The 20,058-nt window shown below is 61.3% G+C and carries 15 protein-coding genes and 1 pseudogene; 4 read left to right on the forward strand and 12 right to left on the reverse strand.

The features are described 5' to 3' along the window. Positions 1–129: 129 nt before the first annotated feature. The 5 genes from COW1_RS04375 to COW1_RS04395 form a co-directional block, all read right to left on the reverse strand. On the reverse strand, positions 130–666 hold the full coding sequence (locus COW1_RS04375; RefSeq protein WP_201345545.1) for a M48 family metallopeptidase: 537 nt from the start codon (positions 664–666) through the stop codon (positions 130–132). Next, complete coding sequence (gene mrcB, locus COW1_RS04380; protein ID WP_201345546.1) at positions 663–2,996, reverse strand: penicillin-binding protein 1B; 2,334 nt, start codon at positions 2,994–2,996, stop codon at positions 663–665. The genes COW1_RS04375 and mrcB overlap by 4 nt, the downstream gene beginning before the upstream one ends. Before the next feature lie 81 nt (positions 2,997–3,077). Next, positions 3,078–4,640 carry a hypothetical protein gene (locus COW1_RS04385; RefSeq protein ID WP_201345547.1) on the reverse strand — a complete coding sequence of 521 codons (1,563 nt, stop codon included), beginning with the start codon at positions 4,638–4,640 and terminating at the stop codon, positions 3,078–3,080. Between the two features lie 22 nt (positions 4,641–4,662). Further along, positions 4,663–6,381: a VWA domain-containing protein gene (locus COW1_RS04390; protein WP_096366288.1), complete on the reverse strand. Its 1,719-nt coding sequence runs from the start codon at positions 6,379–6,381 to the stop codon at positions 4,663–4,665. Positions 6,382–6,574: 193 nt separating this feature from the next. After that, a complete protein-coding gene (locus tag COW1_RS04395) occupies positions 6,575–7,231 on the reverse strand; it encodes a thiopurine S-methyltransferase (RefSeq protein ID WP_201345548.1) in 657 nt (218 codons plus the stop codon). Between the two features lie 159 nt (positions 7,232–7,390). Between COW1_RS04395 and COW1_RS04400 the strand changes: the two genes are divergently transcribed. From COW1_RS04400 to glcF, 3 genes and pseudogenes are all read left to right on the forward strand, one after another. After that, a complete protein-coding gene (locus COW1_RS04400; RefSeq protein ID WP_096366286.1) occupies positions 7,391–8,872 on the forward strand; it encodes an FAD-linked oxidase C-terminal domain-containing protein in 1,482 nt (493 codons plus the stop codon). Then, positions 8,872–9,930 carry a glycolate oxidase subunit GlcE gene (gene glcE, locus COW1_RS04405; protein WP_096366285.1) on the forward strand — a complete coding sequence of 353 codons (1,059 nt, stop codon included), beginning with the start codon at positions 8,872–8,874 and terminating at the stop codon, positions 9,928–9,930. The genes COW1_RS04400 and glcE overlap by 1 nt, the downstream gene beginning before the upstream one ends. Next, positions 9,930–10,676: pseudogene (gene glcF, locus COW1_RS04410) on the forward strand (glycolate oxidase subunit GlcF); the annotation flags it as partial. The gene glcE and the pseudogene glcF, both read left to right, overlap by 1 nt. A gap of 11 nt (positions 10,677–10,687) precedes the next feature. Here glcF and COW1_RS04415 read toward each other — a convergent pair. Then, complete coding sequence (locus COW1_RS04415) at positions 10,688–11,947, reverse strand: IS256 family transposase (RefSeq protein ID WP_201345550.1); 1,260 nt, start codon at positions 11,945–11,947, stop codon at positions 10,688–10,690. Between COW1_RS04415 and COW1_RS04420 the strand changes: the two genes are divergently transcribed. After that, positions 11,946–12,551: a heterodisulfide reductase-related iron-sulfur binding cluster gene (locus COW1_RS04420; RefSeq protein ID WP_201345551.1), complete on the forward strand. Its 606-nt coding sequence runs from the start codon at positions 11,946–11,948 to the stop codon at positions 12,549–12,551. The two genes, COW1_RS04415 and COW1_RS04420, sit on opposite strands and share 2 nt — an antisense overlap. Positions 12,552–12,683: 132 nt before the next feature. Here the strand turns inward: COW1_RS04420 and COW1_RS04425 are convergent, their stop codons facing one another. The 6 genes from COW1_RS04425 to COW1_RS04450 all read right to left on the reverse strand — a co-directional run bounded on the left by COW1_RS04425 (position 12,684) and on the right by COW1_RS04450 (position 20,044). Beyond that, positions 12,684–16,055, reverse strand: coding sequence for a hypothetical protein (locus COW1_RS04425; protein WP_201345552.1), 3,372 nt, complete (start codon positions 16,053–16,055; stop codon positions 12,684–12,686). After that, positions 15,997–16,632, reverse strand: a complete 636-nt coding sequence (locus tag COW1_RS04430) for a carboxypeptidase-like regulatory domain-containing protein (RefSeq protein WP_201345553.1) — start codon at positions 16,630–16,632, stop codon at positions 15,997–15,999. Before COW1_RS04430 ends, COW1_RS04425 begins: the two co-directional genes overlap by 59 nt. Positions 16,633–16,661: 29 nt before the next feature. Then, positions 16,662–17,180, reverse strand: coding sequence for a hypothetical protein (locus COW1_RS04435; RefSeq protein WP_201345554.1), 519 nt, complete (start codon positions 17,178–17,180; stop codon positions 16,662–16,664). Positions 17,181–17,503: 323 nt separating this feature from the next. Further along, positions 17,504–18,139, reverse strand: coding sequence for a hypothetical protein (locus COW1_RS04440; protein WP_201345555.1), 636 nt, complete (start codon positions 18,137–18,139; stop codon positions 17,504–17,506). A gap of 10 nt (positions 18,140–18,149) precedes the next feature. Further along, positions 18,150–18,392, reverse strand: a complete 243-nt coding sequence (locus COW1_RS04445; RefSeq protein ID WP_201345556.1) for a hypothetical protein — start codon at positions 18,390–18,392, stop codon at positions 18,150–18,152. A gap of 179 nt (positions 18,393–18,571) precedes the next feature. Next, positions 18,572–20,044 (reverse strand): hypothetical protein, encoded by a 1,473-nt coding sequence (locus COW1_RS04450; RefSeq protein WP_201345557.1) that lies wholly within the window; start codon positions 20,042–20,044, stop codon positions 18,572–18,574. Positions 20,045–20,058: the final 14 nt, after the last annotated feature.

Genomic DNA, 20,058 nt, shown 5'->3' on the forward strand with positions numbered 1-20,058 from the left:
GCTTCCTCCTCCCCTCGACGGGGAGGCCGCAGGGGGCGAGCAGGCAGTCCCAGTCAAACTCACCCTCCCTCACCCCTCCCATCGAGGGAGAGCAGAAGAATGTGGGCATTCTACAACGTTGACAGCCGGTTAGCGAAAGGCTTCTGCCCGGCGTTCGGCCTCCACCGCGCCGGGTTCGTCCCCCAGCTGGCGTCGGGCCCGGGCGATCAGGCGCCAGTTGCGCGTCTGCAGCAGGCGATCGCCGCCGGCGAGGCTGTTCGATTTGGCCGCCAGTTGTTCGGCCTGGCGGAACTGGCCCTGCTGCAGCCGGACCTCGGCCAGACGGTTCCACAGCACCGGATTGCGCGGCTCGATGCGCAGACCGCGTTCCAGTGACACGGCCGCCGCCGACCAGTCACGCTCGCGGCTGGCCGCCTCGGCCTGACCGAGCAGGCTGGCCACGGCCGGGCTGCCGGCCGGCGGGGCGGCGCGCTCCAACGGTATTACCTCCACGGTCGTGGGGGCCTGATCCACGCTGCGGGGTGAGCTTGGCACAGCGCCGCCGATATCCGATTCCGCCGGACTGCCGGCGTCGATCACCGGGGCACGCTCGCCCGGCGGCGCGGTGGCGCAGGCCGCGAGCAGCAGAGCGCTCAGCGGCAGAAAACGCAGCAGGATTTGTGTCAATCGAACCATTGCCTGAACCAGTTGCCGGGGCCGGAGTTGTCGCCATGGGCGCAGGGCGCCAGGGTTTCGGGCGCGGTGCCCTCGATGAAGGGCCATTGTACCCGATCCTCGCAGCCACGGTCGGCCCGCAGTCCGCTGGCCGGGTCGATTTCGACCAGACTCACCCCGGCCGCCGGGGTGTAGATCGAGGGCAACACCCCGCTGCGCGCCATGATCTCGCTCCACAGCTGCAGCGCGCCCTGGCTGCCGGTCAGCCCCATGCTGCGGTTGTCGTCGCGCCCGACCCAGACCACCATCAGGCGGTCGTCGTCGTAGCCGGCGAACCAGCTGTCGCGCAAATCGTCGGTAGTGCCGGTCTTGCCCGCCAGGCCCGTGTCCGCGCCGAAGCGCGCGCCCAGGGCCTTCGCGGTCCCGCGCCTGGCCACCTCGCGCAGGGCGTACTGCACCAATGATACGGCGGCCGGATCGGCCACCCGCTGTACCTCCAGCGGATAGCGCTGCAGCGGCAGGCCCTCGGCATCGACCACTTCGCGGATCGCCTGCAGCGGCGAGCGGAAACCATTGGCCGCCAGGCCCTGATACAGCTGGGTGACTTCCAGCGGGGTCAGTTCCAGCGCACCCAGCAGCAGCGAGGGCAGCGGCCGGATGTCGTCCGGATAGCCCATCCGCCGCAGGGTCTGGATGATCGGTTCCAGCCCGATGTCCAGCCCCATCCGGGCGGTGGGTACGTTCAGTGATTCCACCAGGGCATCGATCAGCAGCACCTCGCCGCGGAACTGCTTGTCGTAGTTGCGCGGCTGCCAGGCATCGCCCACCGGCATGTCCAGGGTGAGGGGGGCATCCTGCAACCGGCTGGCCAGGCTGTAGGCGCGTGAATCCAGCGCGCTCAGGTAGACGAAGGGCTTGATCAGGGACCCCACCTGGCGCCGTGCCTCCAGTGCCCGGTTGAAGCCGGCGGCGTGCGGATCGCGGTCGCCGAGCAGGGCCAGCACCTCGCCGTTCTGGTAGCGGGTCACGATCACTGCGGTCTGCAGGGCCCCGGACTCGATCCGGTAGCCGCGTTCCAGCTGCCCCAAGCGGGCTTCGGCCTGGGCCTCGACCGTACGTTGCAGCAGCGGATCCAGGGTGGTGAAGATGCGCAGCCCCTCGGAACGCAGATCCTCCTCGCGGTAGTCACGCTGCAGCTGGCGGCGCACCAGTTCCAGGAAGGCGGGATGGGCGTTGCTGGCGAGCCGGCGCTTCTCCACCACGCCGAGCGGCCGGGCCTTGAGCCGGGCGGCCTCGGCGGGTTCGAGCCGGCCCTGCTCGGCCAGCAGATCCAGCACCAGGTTGCGGCGCTCGCGCGCCCGCGCGGGATGGCGGCGCGGGTCGTAATAGGACGGCCCCTTGACCATTCCCACCAGCAACGCCATCTGCTCCGGGGCCAGCGCCTCCAGCGCGCGACCGAAATAGAAGCGACTGGCCAGGCCGAAGCCGTGAATGCTGCGCGCCCCGTCCTGGCCCAGATAGACCTCGTTGAGATAGGCCTCGAGGATTTCGTCCTTGCCGTAATGCAGTTCCAGCAGCAGCGCCATCAGGGCCTCGTTGCCCTTGCGCACCAGGGTCCGTTCCCGGGTGAGGAAGAAGTTCTTCACCAGCTGCTGGGTCAGGGTGCTGCCGCCCTGCACCACCCCGCCGGCGCGGATATTGGCGAACAGGGCGCGGGCGATGCCGCGCAGCGAGATGCCGCTGTGCTCATGGAAACCGCGGTCCTCGGTCACGATCAGGGCGGTGGTGAGGAACTCCGGCACCGCCTCCAGACCGACCAGGATACGGTCCTCGCCGTGGGTGGGATAGATGCTCGCGATCTGCTCGGGTTCCAGGCGGACGATCGGCACCGCCCGGCCGCCGGCCAGTTCATTGATGGCACTGATGCGCCCGCCGTCGAAATCGATGCGCAGGCGCCGCGCCGGCTCTTCGGCATCCCAGAACCGGAAGCGCTGGGTATGCAGGTGAAACCGGTCGCGGTCGCGCGAGAACTCGCCCGGATGACGCAGGGCCGGCACCTGTTGGTAACCCACGCGTTCCAACGCGGCGGCGAACCGCGCCGGGCTCAGTTCCAGACCGGCATACAGTTCCAGCGGCTGGGCATAGACACGCGCCGGCAGCGCCCAGCGCTGGCCCTCGAACTTGGCCCGGATGGTTGCATCCAGATAGACGCCATACCCCGCCGCCGCCACCAGCACGACCAGCAGAAGCCGGAACCAGGGAAAACTGCGCTGCGGGCGCTTCTTGCGGGATCGGGATGCGGAACCTTTGCGGGAGGCTGTTTTCTTGCGGCGGCTGGCCATGCCTGATATCCGTCTTGCAACAGCGGGCAAGGGTACGTCAGGCGCAATCCGATTGCCAGATTGACACGCCGGGGCTGAGACTCAGTTCTGTTTCCGACCCGACAGCAGGGCATCGATGTCCTCATCGCTCAGCGTCGCGTCCCCGTCGCTGTCGAGATCGATGTCCTTCAGGGTATTGATACCGGCGTGGTCATCATCCGCGTCGGATGCGCCGGTGTCGCCTGCCGCATCGCTCTGCGTACCCTGCCCCGGCACCCGTTCCGGCGGCGGTTCGTCGGCTGTGGACGCGGTGGCTTCCAGCAGGGCGTCGATATCCTCGACCGCTGCCGTTTCGGGCTCTGCCTGCGGTTCAGCAGCGGTTGCGGGCGCGGCATCCATGTCATTCAATCTCTCATCCGCGTCAACGGTCTCGATCCCGTCCCCGGCCGCCATCGCTGCGATATCGGGATCTGCGTGCGTCTGCACCTGCGTGTCATCGACGGGTTCGGGATCGGGGCTCGGCTCGCTTGCCGTTGCTGCGGCCTCCGACTCTGCATTCAGCACGTCTTCTTCCTGCGCCGCTTCGACACCGGCCCCGGGCTGCGACTCGCGCTCGGCGTCGGCGGTCGTATCCTGCACCCCCAGAAAGTCATCCAGCTGCGACTGCAGCGACTGGATCTGGTCACGCAGCATGCTGTTCTCGTCCTCGAGCACCATGACGCAGGTGCCCAGTTCCTGGTTCGAGCGCTGGATCTTTTCCATGGCGTCGCGCAACTCCACCGAGGTTTCCTTTTCGCCGACGGACTGTTTGAGCATGGTCTGCAGCCGGCTGATGGTCTGCTGCTGGCTGCCGACCAGATTACGCAGCATGTCGGAATCCGGACTGGACTGATAACCGCCCGCCTCCGTTCCCGATGCTGTCGACTTGCCCATCACTTCGAGCGAACGTTCGAGTTCGAGACTGCTGGCCTCGGCGTCCTGGAGCCTGGCGATGATCTCGCGCATCTCCTCGGACTCGCCCATTTCCTGCTCCAGCAGCTGGCGCAGTTCGCGCATCACGTCCTGCTGGTTGCCGACCACGGTGCGCAGGTGCGACAGCTGGCTTTCCAACTGCTGTTCGCGTGCCAGTGCGTCGCTGTCGGCATCCGGTTCGCTGACGGGCTCCGTTTCCGCCGTCCCGACTGCGGCCGGGGTGAAGGTCGCCAGCAGGCTATGCATCTGCTCCACGATATGCCGGCGCCGCGCCTGCGGATCCTGGCGCATGTCCTGGGTATCCAGTTCCAGTTGCAGGAACTGGTGGCGCGCAGCCAGCATCTGGCGCACCTGCGCCTGCTCGTCAGCGGAATCGGACTCGGGGTCGGCTGCGCTGCCGGACTCCGGCGCTGCATCCGAGCCCAGCATGACGCTGGAGGCATCCAACTCCTCACGCAGGAAATCGGAAAAGCTCCGGCTCTGGTCAACGGCGGCGGCGTGTGTGGACGCTGCATCTGCAACCGGTGGCTCGGACGCGGTGGCCGGTTCGCCGCGCTGCTGCAGCGAGGCAGTGAGGTGGGCAATGGTGCGGTTGTTCCGGCGGTTGCGCACATACAGCCAGCCGGCCACGACGGAGACCAGCAGCAGGACCTCCAGGATGGCGAGCATGCCGTATATGTGCAGTTGTATCATGGCATCGGCCTGTTGCGATCAGTCAGTCCTTTGCAGGACCCTCGTCCTGTTCGTCCGCGTCTGTGTCTGACTCGGTATCCGCCTCGCCGCGGGCGGCGGCCTTGCGGCGACGGCGTCTGCGCCACCAGATGAAACCGCCGATCGCCGCGCCAATGATGACATTGGCCAGGACGAACAGACCCAGAATCAGGCCCAGGCCGGGCCCGGTCTGTGTCTCCGCCTTGTCTTCCGCTTCGGGTGCCGGATCGATGATCTCCTCCTGCAGGGCCGGCGGGATTCCGGCCTCCGGCTCCGGTTCCGGTTCCGGCTCGGCCTGAGATTCAGGTTCAGGCTCGGGTTCGGGCTCGGCGGCAGGCTCGGGCTCTGCCTCGACGGCGGGCTCGGATTCGGGCTCGACTGCGGCTTCCGGTTCAGGCGTCGACGACGTTGCCCCTTCCGGCAACGGCGGCACCTCCACGAACAGGGATTTCTCCCGCGTGAACGTCTGGCCGCTGGCAATCAGCCGGATGCGATGCGAGCCCGGCCGGGTGAATTCGAAGTCCTGCAGGAAACGGCCCGGATCGGCTGCTGCATCGGCAGCGAGCGACAGGTGCCGCGACTCCCCTTCGGGCGGAATGATCTCCATCCGGAAGGTGGTGTGATCGAGGATCTCGGCCGCCGTGATCGGCTCGCCGCCCTGCTCCAGCCAGGCCCGGGCCTGCATCTGTTCACCGATGGCGGGCTCAGTGACATCGAGCCGGCCTTCCAGACGCATGTCGGTCACCACGTAGGCGCGGTTGTCGGCGCCGTCGGAGACCAGCCGCCAGGTACCGGCCGGCGGCTGGTCGATGGTGATCATGTCGAAGCCGTCGGATTCATGCCAGCGCACGGCCGGGCCTGCGACCTCGGGCCGGATGACACGCGCATCGGGCATGATCAACTTGATCTCGGAGCCCGGCGTGTGCTTCGAGGCCACCACGGTGACCTCCTCGATGGCGTCGTCGACCAGGAATTCGCCGCCCTCGATCGGCAGCATGTCGGGTTTCTTCGCACTCTCGAACAGGGTACTGAAGACGCGGTGCAGTTCGCGGTCATTCGAGGCCAGGCGTGAAATGCCGTCAGTGCCGCTGGCGATGGTACGCAGCAGGGGCATGTCCGAGGCCTCGGTGAAGGCCAGGGTGTAGACCTCGATGCCGGCTGCGCGCAATTCGCCGATCATGTCCTCTTCGATGGCACGGGTGAGCGCCTGGTCCTGGTCGAAGTCGCCCGTGTCCATCCTGCCGTCGGACATCAGCAGCAGCAGGCGCCGCCGATCCTCGCCGTCCGCCGCGTCCAGCATCCGGCGGCCGGTTTCCAGTGCGGCATGCAGGTTGGTATAGGCGCCGAGGGCGGAGACCTTGTCGACGGCCGCGAACAGCTGCCGGTGATTGGCCTCGGTGGCCGGTGTGAGGTGGGCGACCGGGTAGCCCTTGTCGCTGAAGCTGATCACCCCCACCCGGTCGTCATCGCCCAGCAGGGAGATGAACATGCGCGCGGCGGGAACCCGCATGCGCCGGGGATCGGTCTCCTTCATGCTGCCGGAACTGTCGATGATCAACACTGCATCGACGCCGGCGCTCGACCCGGCGGCCACGAAATCGCTGTCGGCGGCCGAGGCCGTCATCGCCAGCAGCCACAGACCAGCCGCCAGCAGCAGGGCGCCGGCGCGGCGGCGGAACGGGGACGGGGCAGCGGCCGGACGGCCGCTCAGGCTGCGCTCCATAATCTCGATCCTTTCTCTATCCCTGACGTAACACCATGTTTTACAGACTATTCGACCCTTTCCAGCAGCGGCCGGATCCAGCCGGCCGTCGCTGCGGACGGGACTAATGCCTATAACGGCCGTTAGCTGTCAGAACTTAGCAGAAAGGCAATACAACGGGCTGTTTTCGTGAGAAAAGCGCAGAGGCCGGCTGTCAGGCGAGGGGCGCCAGCCGATAGACGCGCTCCTCCAACCGGGTCAGACCGCGTTCGCGGAAGCGGGCGTTTTCGGCCAGCACATCCAGCACGTCCAGCGGACTGATCCGGTGGCTGGCCGCGTAGAGTTGTTCGACCTCCCCGGCACTGACGGCGAAGGGCGGTCCGTCCATTTCGTCCTGATCATAGTCCAGTGTGACCAGCAGCACGGGACAGGCCGGGGCCAGCCGTTGCAGCTGGCGGGCATAGCCCGGACGCATGGCCGGCGGCAGGGCAATGAGTGAAGCACGGTCGAACACGGCATCCAGCGGGCCGAGTTCCTCCGGCATCAGATCGAAATAGTCGCCTTCCATGAGGGTGATCTCACCGGCCTGCCACAGGCGGAAGCCGTCCGTGTCACGGACCTGCGGCGTCAGGTCGTTCTCGTCGAAGAAGGCGCGCACGGCCCGTTCGCTGATCTCGACCCCGGTCACCCGGTGGCCCTGAGCGGCCAGCCACAGCAGGTCCAGCGTCTTGCCGGCCAGCGGCACGAACACATGACTGTCCGGCGCCAGGCCGAGTTGCGGCCAGAAACGCTGCAGGTGCGTGTTGATCTCGTCCTGATGAAAACCGATCTGGTTGTTGTCCCAGCGCTCGAGCCAGAATTGAGGGTCCATGTGACGTCCTGTGTCCGCTCAGTGAAATGATGATGCATTGTCCGGCGCCGCGCATGCCGGGGCAAGCCTGCGGCCCGGCAATAACCCGGACCGCCGAAGGTTAATCTCCCGGATATAAATGTTAAAGTTGCATGTATCCCGACCGGATCAGCAGAGCCGATGTCCACAGCCGCCAGCACAGTTGAACGTCCTTCCCGCGCCCGCATCATCGCCGATCTGCAGGCGCTGCTGGGCGATGCCGGTCTGCTGCACCTGCCCGAGGACCTGCATCCCTACGAGTGCGACGGCCTGTCCGCCTACCGGCAACTGCCGCTGGCAGTGGCGCTGCCGGAGACGGTGGAGCAGGTCCGGGCCGTGCTCGGCTATGCCAGCAGACATGCCATCCCGGTGGTGGCGCGCGGTGCCGGCACCGGCCTGTCGGGCGGTGCCCTGCCCCACACCGAGGGGATCCTGCTCAGCCTGGCGAAATTCAACCGCATCCTCGACATCGACCCGCGCAACCGCACCGCGCGGGTCCAGCCCGGGGTGCGCAACCTGGCCATTTCCGAGGCGGCGAAACCCTATGGTCTCTACTATGCGCCCGATCCCTCCTCCCAGATCGCCTGCAGCATCGGCGGCAATGTGGCGGAGAATTCCGGCGGCGTGCACTGCCTCAAGTACGGCCTGACCGTGCACAACCTGGTCGAACTGGAAATACTCACCATCGACGGCGAGCGGCTGCGCATCGGCAATGCCGCACCCGATGCGCCCGGTTACGACCTGCTGGCGCTGATGACCGGCTCGGAGGGCATGCTCGGGGTCATCACCGAGGTCACCGTCAAGCTGCTGCCGATTCCCGAACGCGCCCAGGTCATCCTGGCCGCCTTCGACGACGTCGCCCGGGCCGGCCATGCGGTCGGCGCGATCATTGCCGCCGGCATCATTCCGGCCGGACTGGAGATGATGGACCGGCTGGCCATCCGCGCCGCCGAGGACTTCGTGCATGCCGGCTATCCCGAGGTCGAGGCCATCCTGCTGTGCGAACTGGACGGCACCAACGAGGAGGTCTCCGAACATATCAGCCAGGTGCGCCGGCTGTTGCAGACGCATGGTGCGGTGGAAGTACGTACCGCCACCGACGAGGCCGAGCGCGCCCGCTTCTGGCAGGGGCGCAAGGCCGCCTTCCCGGCCGTGGGCCGGATCTCGCCGGACTACTACTGCATGGATGGCACCATCCCGCGCAGCCGCCTGGCCGAGGTGCTCACCCGCATCGGCGAATTGTCACGTGAGTACGACCTCGCCGTGGCCAACGTCTTTCACGCCGGCGACGGCAACCTGCATCCGCTCATCCTCTACGATGCCAACAACCCGGGCGAGCTCGAACGCACCGAAGAATTCGGCGGCCGCATCCTGGAGTTGTGCGTCGAGGTCGGCGGCACCATCACCGGCGAGCATGGCGTGGGCATGGAGAAGATCGACCAGATGTGCGTCCAGTTCCGGCCGCTGGAGCTGGCGCAGTTCCACGCCATCAAAGCGGCCTTCGATCCGGCCGGCCTGCTCAATCCCGGCAAGGCCGTGCCCACCCTGCACCGCTGCGCCGAGTTCGGCGCCATGCATGTGCATCAGGGCCAGCTGCCGCACCCGGAACTGGAGCGCTTCTGATGTGCGACATGACGGTCGAACTGGCAGAGCGGGTGCGGACTGCCGCCGACAGCGGCATGCCACTCCACCTCCATGGCGGCAACACCAAGGCCTTTCTCGGCCATCCGGTCAGGGGCGAAGCCCTGTCGCTGCACGATCACAGCGGTGTCCTGCACTACGAGCCGAGCGAACTGGTCATCACCGCCCGCGCCGGCACGCCGTTGCGCGAGATCGAGGACCTGCTCGCCGCCGAGGGCCAGATGCTGGCCTTCGAGCCGCCGCATTACGGTGACACCGCCACGCTGGGCGGCACCCTGGCCGCCGGCCTGTCCGGCCCGCGCCGGCCCTGGGCCGGGGCGGCGCGTGATTTCATGCTGGGCTGCCGGCTGCTCAATGGCCGCGGCGAGGACCTGCACTTTGGCGGCGAGGTGATGAAGAACGTCGCCGGTTACGATCTCTCGCGGCTGCAGGTCGGCGCCCACGGCACCCTGGGCGTGATCCTCGAAGCCAGCCTCAAGGTGCTGCCGCGGCCCGAGACGGAACAGACCCTGGTGCAGGAACGCAGCGAGGCCGAGGCCATCGAACTGATGAACGACTGGGGCGGCGATCCCCTGCCCCTGTCGGGCGCCTGCTACGACGGCGATCATCTGTACCTGCGTCTGAGCGGCGCCGAGACCGCGGTGAAGGCGGCGAGCCGGAAGCTCGGCGGCGAGGCGCATCCCGATCCCGACCGCTTCTGGCGCCGACTGCGCGAGCAGGAACTGAGCTTCTTCCGCCATCAGGCACCACTGTGGCGCTGCGCGGTGGCACCGGCGAGTCCGCCGCTGGGCCTGGACGCGGCCCAACTGATCGACTGGGGCGGCGGTCTGCGCTGGCTGGCCAGCCGCCAGCCGGCCGAGCGCATCCGCCGTCAGGCAGCCGAGGCCGGCGGCCACGCCACCCTGTATCGTCACGGTGATGAGGCGACAGCGCGCTTTCATCCGCTGCCACCGCCCATGCTGGCCCTGCACCAACGCATCAAGCGTTCGCTGGACCCGCAGGGCATTCTCAATCCCGGCCGCATGTACCCGGAACTCTGATGCAGACGCGCCTGCCCGAAACCCTGCTCGCCACCGCCGCCGGCCAGGAGGCCGATCGCATCCTGCGCAGCTGTGTGCACTGCGGCTTCTGCACCGCCACCTGCCCGACCTATCAGTTGCTGGGCGACGAACTGGACAGTCCGCGCGGCCGCATCTATCTCATCAAGCAGATGCTGGAGGGCAACGAGCCCGGCAGCCATACCCGCCTGCACCTGGACCGCTGCCTGACCTGCCGCGCCTGCGAGACTACCTGCCCCTCGGGGGTGAACTATCACCGCCTGCTCGACATCGGTCGCGAGGAGCTGGACCGGCGGCTGCCGCGGCCTGCCGCTGAGCGGCTGCTGCAACGCGCCCTGCGCCTGGTTCTGCCTTATCCCAGACGCTTCCGCCCCCTGCTCGGACTCGGCCGGGGCTTCGCCCGGCTGCTGCCGTCCGGACTGCGGCACAAGCTGCCGCCGGCACAGGCCGTGCCCGCCTGGCCGACCGTCACCCATTCGCGCCGCATGCTGGCCCTGGCCGGCTGCGTGCAGTCGGTCGCGACCCCGGCCACCAATGCGGTCACCGCCCGGGTGCTGGACCGGCTCGGCATTCAGCTCATCGAAGCACCGGCGGCGGGCTGCTGCGGCGCCATGAGCCATCACTTCGCCGCCGCCGACGAGGCACGCGCCATGATGCGGCGCAACATCGATGCCTGGTGGGCGGACATCGAACAGGGCGCCGAGGCGAGAGCTATAGTCAATTCTGGTGTACGGCGTGATCAGGCGGCGCTCCTGCTGTCGTCGATGTCGCTGTCCACTTCGACTCCATCTCTGAACTTCACACCCTCGATGACCTTCGCCAGGTAGTTGAACCCACGGATTCTGCGCCAACGCCTCTCTGCGCTCATCCCCAGCTTGTAGATCATCGCCAGCATCGTATTTCGGCTCACGCAGCCCTTGGTCCGGTCCGTCCGGTGGCGAATGGTGGCAAAGGTCGATTCAATCGGGTTCGTCGTCCGGATGTGCACCCAGTGCTCGGCCGGAAAATCGTAGAAGGCCAGCAAGGTCTCCCGATCCTTCTCAAGGCAAGCGACCGCCTTCGGGTACTTGGCTTGGTACGTCTGCACAAAGTGGTCGAAGGCCTTGTGCGCCGACTCCCGGTCCTCGGCCATCCAGATCTCCTGCAGCGCCTGCTTCACCTTGGGCTGTACACCCTTGGGCAGGTAGTTCAGCACGTTCGCCGTCTTGTGCACCCAGCAGCGCTGAGGGCGGGTCTCGGGATACACCTCATCGAGCGCCGCCCAGAAGCCCAGGGCGCCGTCTCCCACGGCCAGCTTCGGTGGCACTTCGAGACCGCGCTTCTTCATCTCCAGCAGCACCTCCCGCCAGCTCTGGGCCGACTCCCGGACGCCATCCTCGATGGCCAGAAAGTGCTTCTCGCCCCGCTCGTTGACGCCGATGACCACCAGCACACAGAGCTTCTGGCGCTCGGCCCTTAGCCCGCAGTAGATGCCGTCGGCCCACAGATACACCCAGCGGTCCCGGCCCAGATCCTGCCTGCGCCAGGCGGCGTATTCCGCCTCCCACTCGCGCTTCAGCCGGCTGATCACCGGCGCCGACAGCCCGCGCGCCTCTGCGCCGACCAAAACCTCCAGCGCCGCCTGCATCTGCCCCGTGGCCACCCCCTTCAGGTACAGCCACGGCAGCGCCGCCTCCACACGCCGGGCCTTCCTCACGTACGGCGGCACCAGCGCGGAGCGGAACACAACGGCCTCTTCACCCCGGCTGCGGACCTTCGGCACCTTCACCGACACCGGTCCCACGCCGGTCAGAATCTCACGCTCCGGCAGATACCCGTTGCGGACCACCGCCCGCCGGCCCTGGTCATCCACTGCTCCCTCGTACTGCGCCAGCAGCTCGGCCAGCTCCGCCTCGATGGCCTGCTGGATCAACTGCCGTGCACCGGTCCTCAACAGCTCCGTCAGCGGATCCTCGATCGCCTCTGGCGCACGAAACCCGACTACGCTATCTTTCCCCATGGTGGCGTACCTCCTCTGCTGTTCATCAGTTGGGCAAAACCGATTTCAGCAGGGTACGCCGCCTTCTTCAATCTCCGCTCATACACCAGATTCGGTTATAGCTCCCGAGGCGATCCTGGTCACCGCCAGCGGCTGCGGGGTCTTCGTCAAGGAATACGGCAAGCTGCTGGCCGACGATCCGGCCTATGCCGAGAAAGCGGTCCGGGTCAGTGAACTGGCAAAGGATCCGGCCGAGGTGTTGCAACAGGAGGATATCGGGGCATTGGACATTGACGGCGGCGGCCGCCGGGTGGCCTATCATCCGCCCTGCACCCTGCAGCATGGCCAGCAGCTGCCGGAGATCGTCGAGGGCATCCTCGCCCGGCTGGGCTATCAGCTCACGCCGGTGGCGGACAGGCACCTGTGCTGCGGCTCGGCCGGCACCTACTCCATCACACAGCCCGACCTGGCCGAACAGCTGCGCGACAACAAGCTGGCCGCGCTGAATGCCGGGCGGCCCGAGCTCATCGCCACCGCCAACGTCGGCTGCCAGCTGCATCTGCAGACCGGATGCGAGCAGCCGGTAAGGCACTGGATCGAGCTGCTTAATCCCAAGATACTTTAAGCAATATGCAGGAAATCAGATATACAGTCCTTGGAATCCTGTCACTGTAATCTTGATTGAATGAGCCCAATCCTGCAAAGCAATAATCTTCAGCGCAGCACAGTCCAATTTGATCCGTGTTATTAACAGGCCCTAGTAAACACTTACAGGATCAAACGACAATTCATCTGTCGCACCTACTGCGAATTGTATCAAATCCCCACCAGTAAGGTAATTCAAACGCCTGTTGCTTTCCAGCGAGGTATTCACAGGAGAATAAGTATTGTTATTGTAGAGAAAAGAAAGCAGCAAATGCCCGCTGCGATCGACTGCTGCGCCAATCGGACGAGTCACTTCATAAGCAAGACTATCCCAAAATCGAATGTTTGAGCTGTTAACCCCAGTGGAGTCGTCCACCTCGAAAGCATCTGATCTACATCTCTGAATATTCTCACCGAAAGAGATCGTCGGATATACTTCGCCAGCCGTTGTATATCCATGATTATTCTTCTCTGTTGGTATGTGTTTATCGCCATGCTTTATAATCGTATCTTCTATGTAGTCGACATTGCTATATGAGTAATAGCTATGTTGCTCTGTGCTCAACGTGTCTCCGGACCCCTCTCCCTCAATAGTCTCGATTGTGTCTCGAGATATAACCACGCCTGCCCTGAGGTCCGCATAAGAAATGAACCACATTTCGTGACGAAGCTCATGCTCGTTTTGTGTAGAATGGGCAAAATCTCGCTCCGGAGGTGGATCAGGCTCATCGTTGTAGGACTCCCCGGCGTACTCTGCATCGAAGTTAAATGAATACGCCCGCGCATTCTTATATTTATAATGAAGCTCATTGCCCTGCAGAGACAATACGATTTCATCGTCCCGCGTAACCGTATGAGTGTATTTCTCATCCTCCTCTTTGCGTTTTCCACGGGAGCGCCCATCCGGATAATATAGATAGTTTATTTTTGTATAGGATCTACTGATTTCTTCATTTGTCCAATACCCTTCCACAAAGGCATAAAGAAGCAGTTCCTGATTGTCAAGATAGTCAACTGCAACAACATATTTTCTGGCGGGACTTTGAATCTCATCTATATGATGATATTTAACCTCCTTTGTATAGCCACAGCGTTTGAATCCACCACCGCAGGTGGATGGCATCTCTACTTCTCCGCTGCAAGAGACTCTCCAGCTTTCCTCATGCTCCTGTATCGGTTTCTCCAGGTTGCCCAGATTCTGACGCTGCGCACTTCCGCCTGAAAGGGTTATTTTCAATCTCGTCAAATCATCGCTGTTATACCCACGTATCGTCTGCGCCTCGGTTCCATCTCCGTTGAAGAACCACGGTACATCGGGAAGGTAGCCGTCAATACCAGGGAACATCCCCATAACCTGCCAGCCATTAGGTGCGGTATCCGGGTCGTATAAAGCATCCGATATATCCTGGACATTCGGCTTTCGGTAAACCACATCCGTCGCCCCATCCGAGCAGATGGCAATCAGCCACTCGCTGCCGTCGTCTTCGCGCATCAGGGCGGCGCCCAACACGCGATTCGGCGCAATCGCATACAAGACACCATTTTGATAGATTTCCGTATCGAACACGGAAGAGGAATTGTTTCCAGGCGGGAAATACCGACTCGGCGTTCCATACCAGGTCAGCACACGAGTGGGCTTGCCATCGACATACCAGCCCTTCCAATCGATATTACCGTCGGCCTCGTACTCACCCGCCGGCATCCGCCACTCACCGTCTTCCTTGTGGAGCAAGCGCAGTGTGGTTAAACCGTCTGCCGCCTCCGGTGAAGGGAAAAATATAAAGCCTGGTGAGGTCACTTCACTCATCCCGACCGCGATGGCATCGGCTTCGTTGCCAAGCCGGCCTCGATACACCAGCCGCAGTTCGATTTCTGCCGCACTATCGGGGATCGCGGGGTCAAAGGTGAAAGTATAGGTATTGGCGCTGGTCGCGCCAGGCGCCACATCGTCGCCCGCCGCTAGATTGACGGATGCTTCGGCCGTTCCGAAGCCCCAGTCCTGGCCCTCCCGATAGCGGTAGGTTGCAATCAGCTGACTGTCACCGTTGTCACTGAATACCGTGTCTTCCGTGGAAACATTGCGAAAACGGACACTGACGTCGGACCCGGAAAAATTCTCGACCTGCACCTCCAGCCTTCCGCGGAAGAAGTAATTCAGGAATCCCGCACCATATGCCACCGCGCGCGGAATCAGCAGATCAGCCATTTCATCGTACGCGGTCTCGCCCAGCGTATAGCGAATTTCCTCCGCCACCGGGTCTTCCCATGTGGAAACATCCCAGAGACCGCGGGATGACAGGGCGACATGATAATCCGGTACATGCATATGATCGGGTACAGTCCCTCGCAGAATATCGGTCTCCGCACCGACCGGCAGGCAGGGGTCCGTCATACTCAGACGTTCGCGCTCATACAGTTCTGGATCGCCCACAGGATGCACGTAAGCGGTATTACCCAGATTGGTCCCAGCGCTGAAAAAGCCGCGATTGCTGTAATCGGCCAGCCCCAGTCCGGCCATGACGTCCCCGCCGGGCTCGGTGCTGAAAATGTCACTGTAGCGCGTGAACCGGGGAATGGGATAATCACCATAGTCGATCGCCGGCGGTGTCCGACTGTTACCATTGACGCATGTCAGCCCCTGCCCCAGCACACGCGCATTGGTGTACTTCTCATACACCGTCTCACCATGGCCGTAGTCGGTGTTGTGCAAATCGTTGCGGGTGTGCTGGGGCTGGGCCATGTCCTGGATCAGGTGCAGGACATCGCCCAGGGCGCGGAAGGTGGTTGCCCAGTAGGCCTTGCGCACAGATTCATCGGCGTCGGTGCCCCCGGGGCCGATGGCGGTGCTGCCGTAGCGGTCCTGACCGGTCAGCGCCCGCCATTGCGCCTCGCGGGCGTCGAGGATGGTGAAGTGATTGCGGCGATCGATGTCGACGACGTTGGGCATATCGAAGGTGTCGACGCTGCCGGTGGCCCAGTCGGTGGCCGGGGTGAAGTCCTTCCATAGGATCCTGAGGCCCCGGTCGTTGACCGGGTCGTAGAAATGGCGCAGTACGCGGAAGATCTGGCCGTCGGGGTCGTCCTGGGGGTTTTCACCAAACGGCCATGGGACATCGTCTTCGCGGATGGCACCGCGTAGGAACCAACCTGAGATTGAAATCGGGTCAACCTCTTCTGGAAAACGGCGTTTGCTTTGCTCAAAATCATTTATTTCCCGTTCTCTTATTAGACCACTTTTTGTATCATAATATACGAGTCCAAATGTATTGATATCTTGAATACCGAAATCTTTTGCTAGAGTTATATCATACCCAATAAATGAGCGCTTATAAGACGCATATGTTAATCGGCCATGGGTAGCCAATTCATAGCCTCTCGCTGCCAAGGGGTGAACTATTACTAATAATATGACTAGTTTTTTAATTTTATTGATCAATTTTCTTCTCTCGTTCTCTGTATTTTTCCCATGCTTGCTCTGATCCAAGCTCTAATCGTTCGATATCTCGCAAACGATACAGAGCCATTCTTTTCTCTTCTGGCGTTTTTGCGATATCGGATGCTTCGTCATATAAAGCCTTATAAAGAGGGAGAAGTTTAACCTCTACCTTTTTCTTATGGCTGCAACTTACAGCGATCAACGAAAGATATTTTAGTCTTTCGACAGTCGAACCAACGAATGGAATCATCATCTTTTTGTCTTTCGGATGTCGATCTGCCATTCGGTATCCGTCTGCATAAGCAGTCACATACACCTCGCGATCAAACATAAACAACTGCTGAAACATTGGGGGATGATCGGATCTCCACCGCTCTATCCGATAGCGCCCCTCAGAATCTGTTGTCGTCGTTTCCACGTGATAGCATATGGTCGAGGAATCCGCGATCTGATTGAGCTGCGCAGTCCAACGGGCTACGACGATTGCACCTTCTATTGGTTTCCCTGTTTCCTCATCAACGACCATACCTTCAACAGGCCCACCCGATGCTGCGCAGGACAGCAAAGGCCAAAGAAGCGCTAATACGGAAATTGCACGCCATATATTTCTAACAAGAAAGCTCATACTCTTTGCCTATTAATTCGTGATCAAAATCACGCCTGCCGTATCCGGCTGTTTCCATTGACGCATGTCAGCGCCTGCCCCAGCACACGCGCATTGGTGTACTTCTCATACACCGTCTCGCCATGGCCGTAGTCGGTGTTGTGCAGATCGTTGCGGGTATGCTGGGGCTGGGCCATGTCCTGGATCAGGTGCAGGACATCGCCCAGGGCGCGGAAGGTGGTTGCCCAGTAGGCCTTGCGCACAGATTCATCGGCGTCGGTGCCCCCGGGGCCGATGGCGGTGCTGCCGTAGCGGTCCTGACCGGTCAGCGCCCGCCATTGCGCCTCGCGGGCGTCGAGGATGGTGAAGTGGTTGCGGCGGTCGATGTCGACGACGTTGGGCATATCGAAGGTGTCGACACTGCCAGTGGCCCAGTCCGTGGCCGGGGTGAACTCCTTCCAGAGGACTCTCAGGCCCCGGTCATTGACCGGGTCGTAGAAATGGCGCAGGACGCGGAAGATCTGGCCGTCGGGATCGTCCTGAGGGTTGGCGCCGATAGGCCAGGGCATGTCGTCTTCGCGGATGGCGCCGCGGAGGAGCCAGCCTTGAACTGCCAAGTATTCTTTACCCTCATTAGGCATATTTTCCCTTTCAAAATCGTGTTGTTGCCGCGCACGAACCAGAGAGCCAGAAACATCATAGTAATCTGCTCCAAAGGGATTGAGGTCACTTTTATTGATGCCGATCACATTAAATAGAGCCCCGTCATGAGCAACGACCGAGCGTTCGTACGATTTTTTAGATAAAGCTCCATGCGTCTCCAGTTCATACGCAAGAGCTGAATCATGAATCCAAATAACTATGATAAAAGACAGATAGAATAGAGGTCTTGTCATTCATTTTTCCTTCTAATCTGCATATTTTCTAGCGCCTTATCACTGCCAACACTCAAGCTCTCCACCCCAAATAGAAGTGTCTCGACAATATCATTACCTTCCCGTGAGGATGCTAATTCGCGCGCCTCATCGTACAGAGATTGTTTAAACAAGAGCAGATTCATCTTGCTATCTACAGCCTCACCACAATGAGTGGCGTTGCTAAGTTTTTTCAAATACGACAAGCGCTTGATACCTCCAACGCCATGCGGAACCATCGTTACCCTATCTTTTTTTAATCTATTGGGCATGCGATACCCTTTTGCATAGACCGTTACATGTACCTCGCGATCAAACATAAACAACTGCTGCAACATAGGGGGATGACTGGACCTCCACCGCTCGATCAGATAGCGCCCCTCAGAGTCTGTCGTCGTTGTCTCAACGTGGTAGCACATGGTCGAGGAGTCGGCGATCTGGTTGAGTTGCGCGGTCCACCGCGCCACGACAATCGCACCCTCTATCGGTTTCCCAGTCTCAGCAACGACGACCACTCCTTCCACAGGCCCACCCGATGCAGCACAGGACAGCAGTGGCCAAAGAAGCGCGAACATGACCATTGCACGCCACATATTTCCATCAACTACACTCATACTCTATGCCTTATATTTCCAGTTGAAAGCCACCATAATCGATTGCTGACGGCATGCGATCACCGGCATTGACGCATGTAAGCGCCTGCCTCAGCACCCGCGCATTGGTGTACTTCTCATACACCCTCTCGCCATGGCCGTAGTCGGTGTTGTGCAAATCGTTGCGGGTGTGCTGGGGCTGGGCCATGTCCTGGATCAGGTGCAGGACATCGCCCAGGGCGCGGAAGGTGGTTGCCCAGTAGGCCTTGCGCACTGATTCATCAACGTCGGTGCCCCCGGGGCCGATGGCGGTGTTGCCGTAGCGATCCTGTCCGGTCAGAGCACGCCACTGCGCCTCGCGGGCGCCCCGGATGGTGAAGTGGCTGTGCCGGAAAAGATTGCACCCTGTTTCAATCGTTAATGCATGGCAAACATGTTTTATTGTTTCCTGGCCTACATTTCACCGATCCGCCAGACACCATCTGCGCCACGAACAAAAAACACAGAGAATCCGACATCTTTTCCTCCTTCACTTCGCAATACGATATATTGGGCGATATTTTCTCCGATAGCACCTCCGTGAAGCACCCCAAGTTGATCGATGATATTGGCCAGTTTGTCCTGTGATGAATGAAATGTCGAACTGTACTTGTTTCGCATGGTCGAGGTTATATGAGTCATTGCGCCTTCTATTGCTCCGACTCTAAGCCGATCAAGCATACGAGAATAGACAGCACGCAGTTTCGCATCGATATCCGAAACTGGACGCACAACAATCATATTTTCAATGTCGTATCTTTCACCGTTCGCGTAATGGAATGTAGCTACCGATTGATATACACCGGGATTTATATAGGTGTGACGGATTTCATCCACATCGTCGGTCAGGACGGCATCCATGGCTCCATCAGCATTGGCATCAAATTCTATCGAATCGATTTGAACAGTCGTATCATTGGTAATGGAAAACACTACTTCCTGAGGCGCAATGCCGCATGCTGGCGTAGTGCTGACGCGTAGCTGGGACGGGCCTGAACTGTAAACGTAAACTGATTTCTCGGCCCCCACATTATCCACTATTCTGGCTGTAGCACGTAGCTCATTCGTTCCATCATCAAGTGAAACACCATTAGCATAGAAGGAATTATTAATTGTGCATGCAGATACACCATTTATGGTGATTGCGGTGTCGGATGGGCCAGTGTAGGTTCCGGATACCAAGACACTATCTGCATCAATCGTGCTTCCCGATGCAGGGCTCGTTATATTCACGCTCAAAAAATCGCCAACTGCTACACCGGCCTGCCCGCTCTTATTTCCGGCTGCATCCGTCACTATAACGGCAATCACTTCTCCACTGACGCCACCAATGCTTGCAGAAAACCCACCTTCTTCATCTGCCTGTGTTACCACCCTTTCACCGGTTTCATAGTTCACCAGACTGATTTCCGCATGGCCTTCTACCGCATTATTGTCACCAGTAACGGTAACTTCACCTTCTCCATCTTCCAGGACTGTAATTTTGGAAACATCCGCATTTTCTGGTGCTCCGTTGTCAACAATGGGGGCTAATTCAATTTCACCAAAAACAGCACGCGTTAATATGAGAACATCTGCAACATTGAGAACGCCATCTGCGCCAGTGAGTGGTCCGACATCCGCCACCAGTCGTTCAGTAGGCGTAGGATCTATGTCGCCCAGAATGATTCTCTGAAGAACCACTATATCTCTACCATTGATCTCTCCGTCTGGGTTATCACGCGGCGCCAGGTCCCCAGCAATCAACTCGCCGGCCTGAGGAGTGTCCATATGAAGAACATTGAAACCGGCCACAATAATGACTGCAAGTCTCAGCCTATAAGCATATTGGTATATTTTAGAACCACGAAAAAATAAAGATCTGAATGGGGTTACGGTCACAGTCATTTTGCGTTTCCAGT

Source organism: Thiohalobacter sp. COW1, assembly GCF_016629505.1.
GTDB classification, from domain to species: Bacteria; Pseudomonadota; Gammaproteobacteria; order Thiohalobacterales; family Thiohalobacteraceae; genus Thiohalobacter; species Thiohalobacter thiocyanaticus_A.

Excerpts from the sequence above, each read along its gene's own strand:
- mrcB (WP_201345546.1), bottom strand. The coding sequence starts at position 2,996 with ATGGCCAGCCGCCGCAAGAAAACAGCCTCCCGCAAAGGTTCCGCATCC.
- COW1_RS04385 (WP_201345547.1), bottom strand. The coding sequence starts at position 4,640 with ATGATACAACTGCACATATACGGCATGCTCGCCATCCTGGAGGTCCTG.
- COW1_RS04390 (WP_096366288.1), bottom strand. The coding sequence starts at position 6,381 with ATGGAGCGCAGCCTGAGCGGCCGTCCGGCCGCTGCCCCGTCCCCGTTC.
- COW1_RS04395 (WP_201345548.1), bottom strand. The coding sequence starts at position 7,231 with ATGGACCCTCAATTCTGGCTCGAGCGCTGGGACAACAACCAGATCGGT.
- COW1_RS04400 (WP_096366286.1), top strand. The coding sequence starts at position 7,391 with ATGTCCACAGCCGCCAGCACAGTTGAACGTCCTTCCCGCGCCCGCATC.
- glcE (WP_096366285.1), top strand. The coding sequence starts at position 8,872 with ATGTGCGACATGACGGTCGAACTGGCAGAGCGGGTGCGGACTGCCGCC.
- COW1_RS04420 (WP_201345551.1), top strand. The coding sequence starts at position 11,946 with ATGGTGGCGTACCTCCTCTGCTGTTCATCAGTTGGGCAAAACCGATTT.
- COW1_RS04415 (WP_201345550.1), bottom strand. The coding sequence starts at position 11,947 with ATGGGGAAAGATAGCGTAGTCGGGTTTCGTGCGCCAGAGGCGATCGAG.
- COW1_RS04430 (WP_201345553.1), bottom strand. The coding sequence starts at position 16,632 with ATGAGCTTTCTTGTTAGAAATATATGGCGTGCAATTTCCGTATTAGCG.
- COW1_RS04435 (WP_201345554.1), bottom strand. The coding sequence starts at position 17,180 with ATGCCCTGGCCTATCGGCGCCAACCCTCAGGACGATCCCGACGGCCAG.
- COW1_RS04440 (WP_201345555.1), bottom strand. The coding sequence starts at position 18,139 with ATGAGTGTAGTTGATGGAAATATGTGGCGTGCAATGGTCATGTTCGCG.
- COW1_RS04450 (WP_201345557.1), bottom strand. The coding sequence starts at position 20,044 with ATGACTGTGACCGTAACCCCATTCAGATCTTTATTTTTTCGTGGTTCT.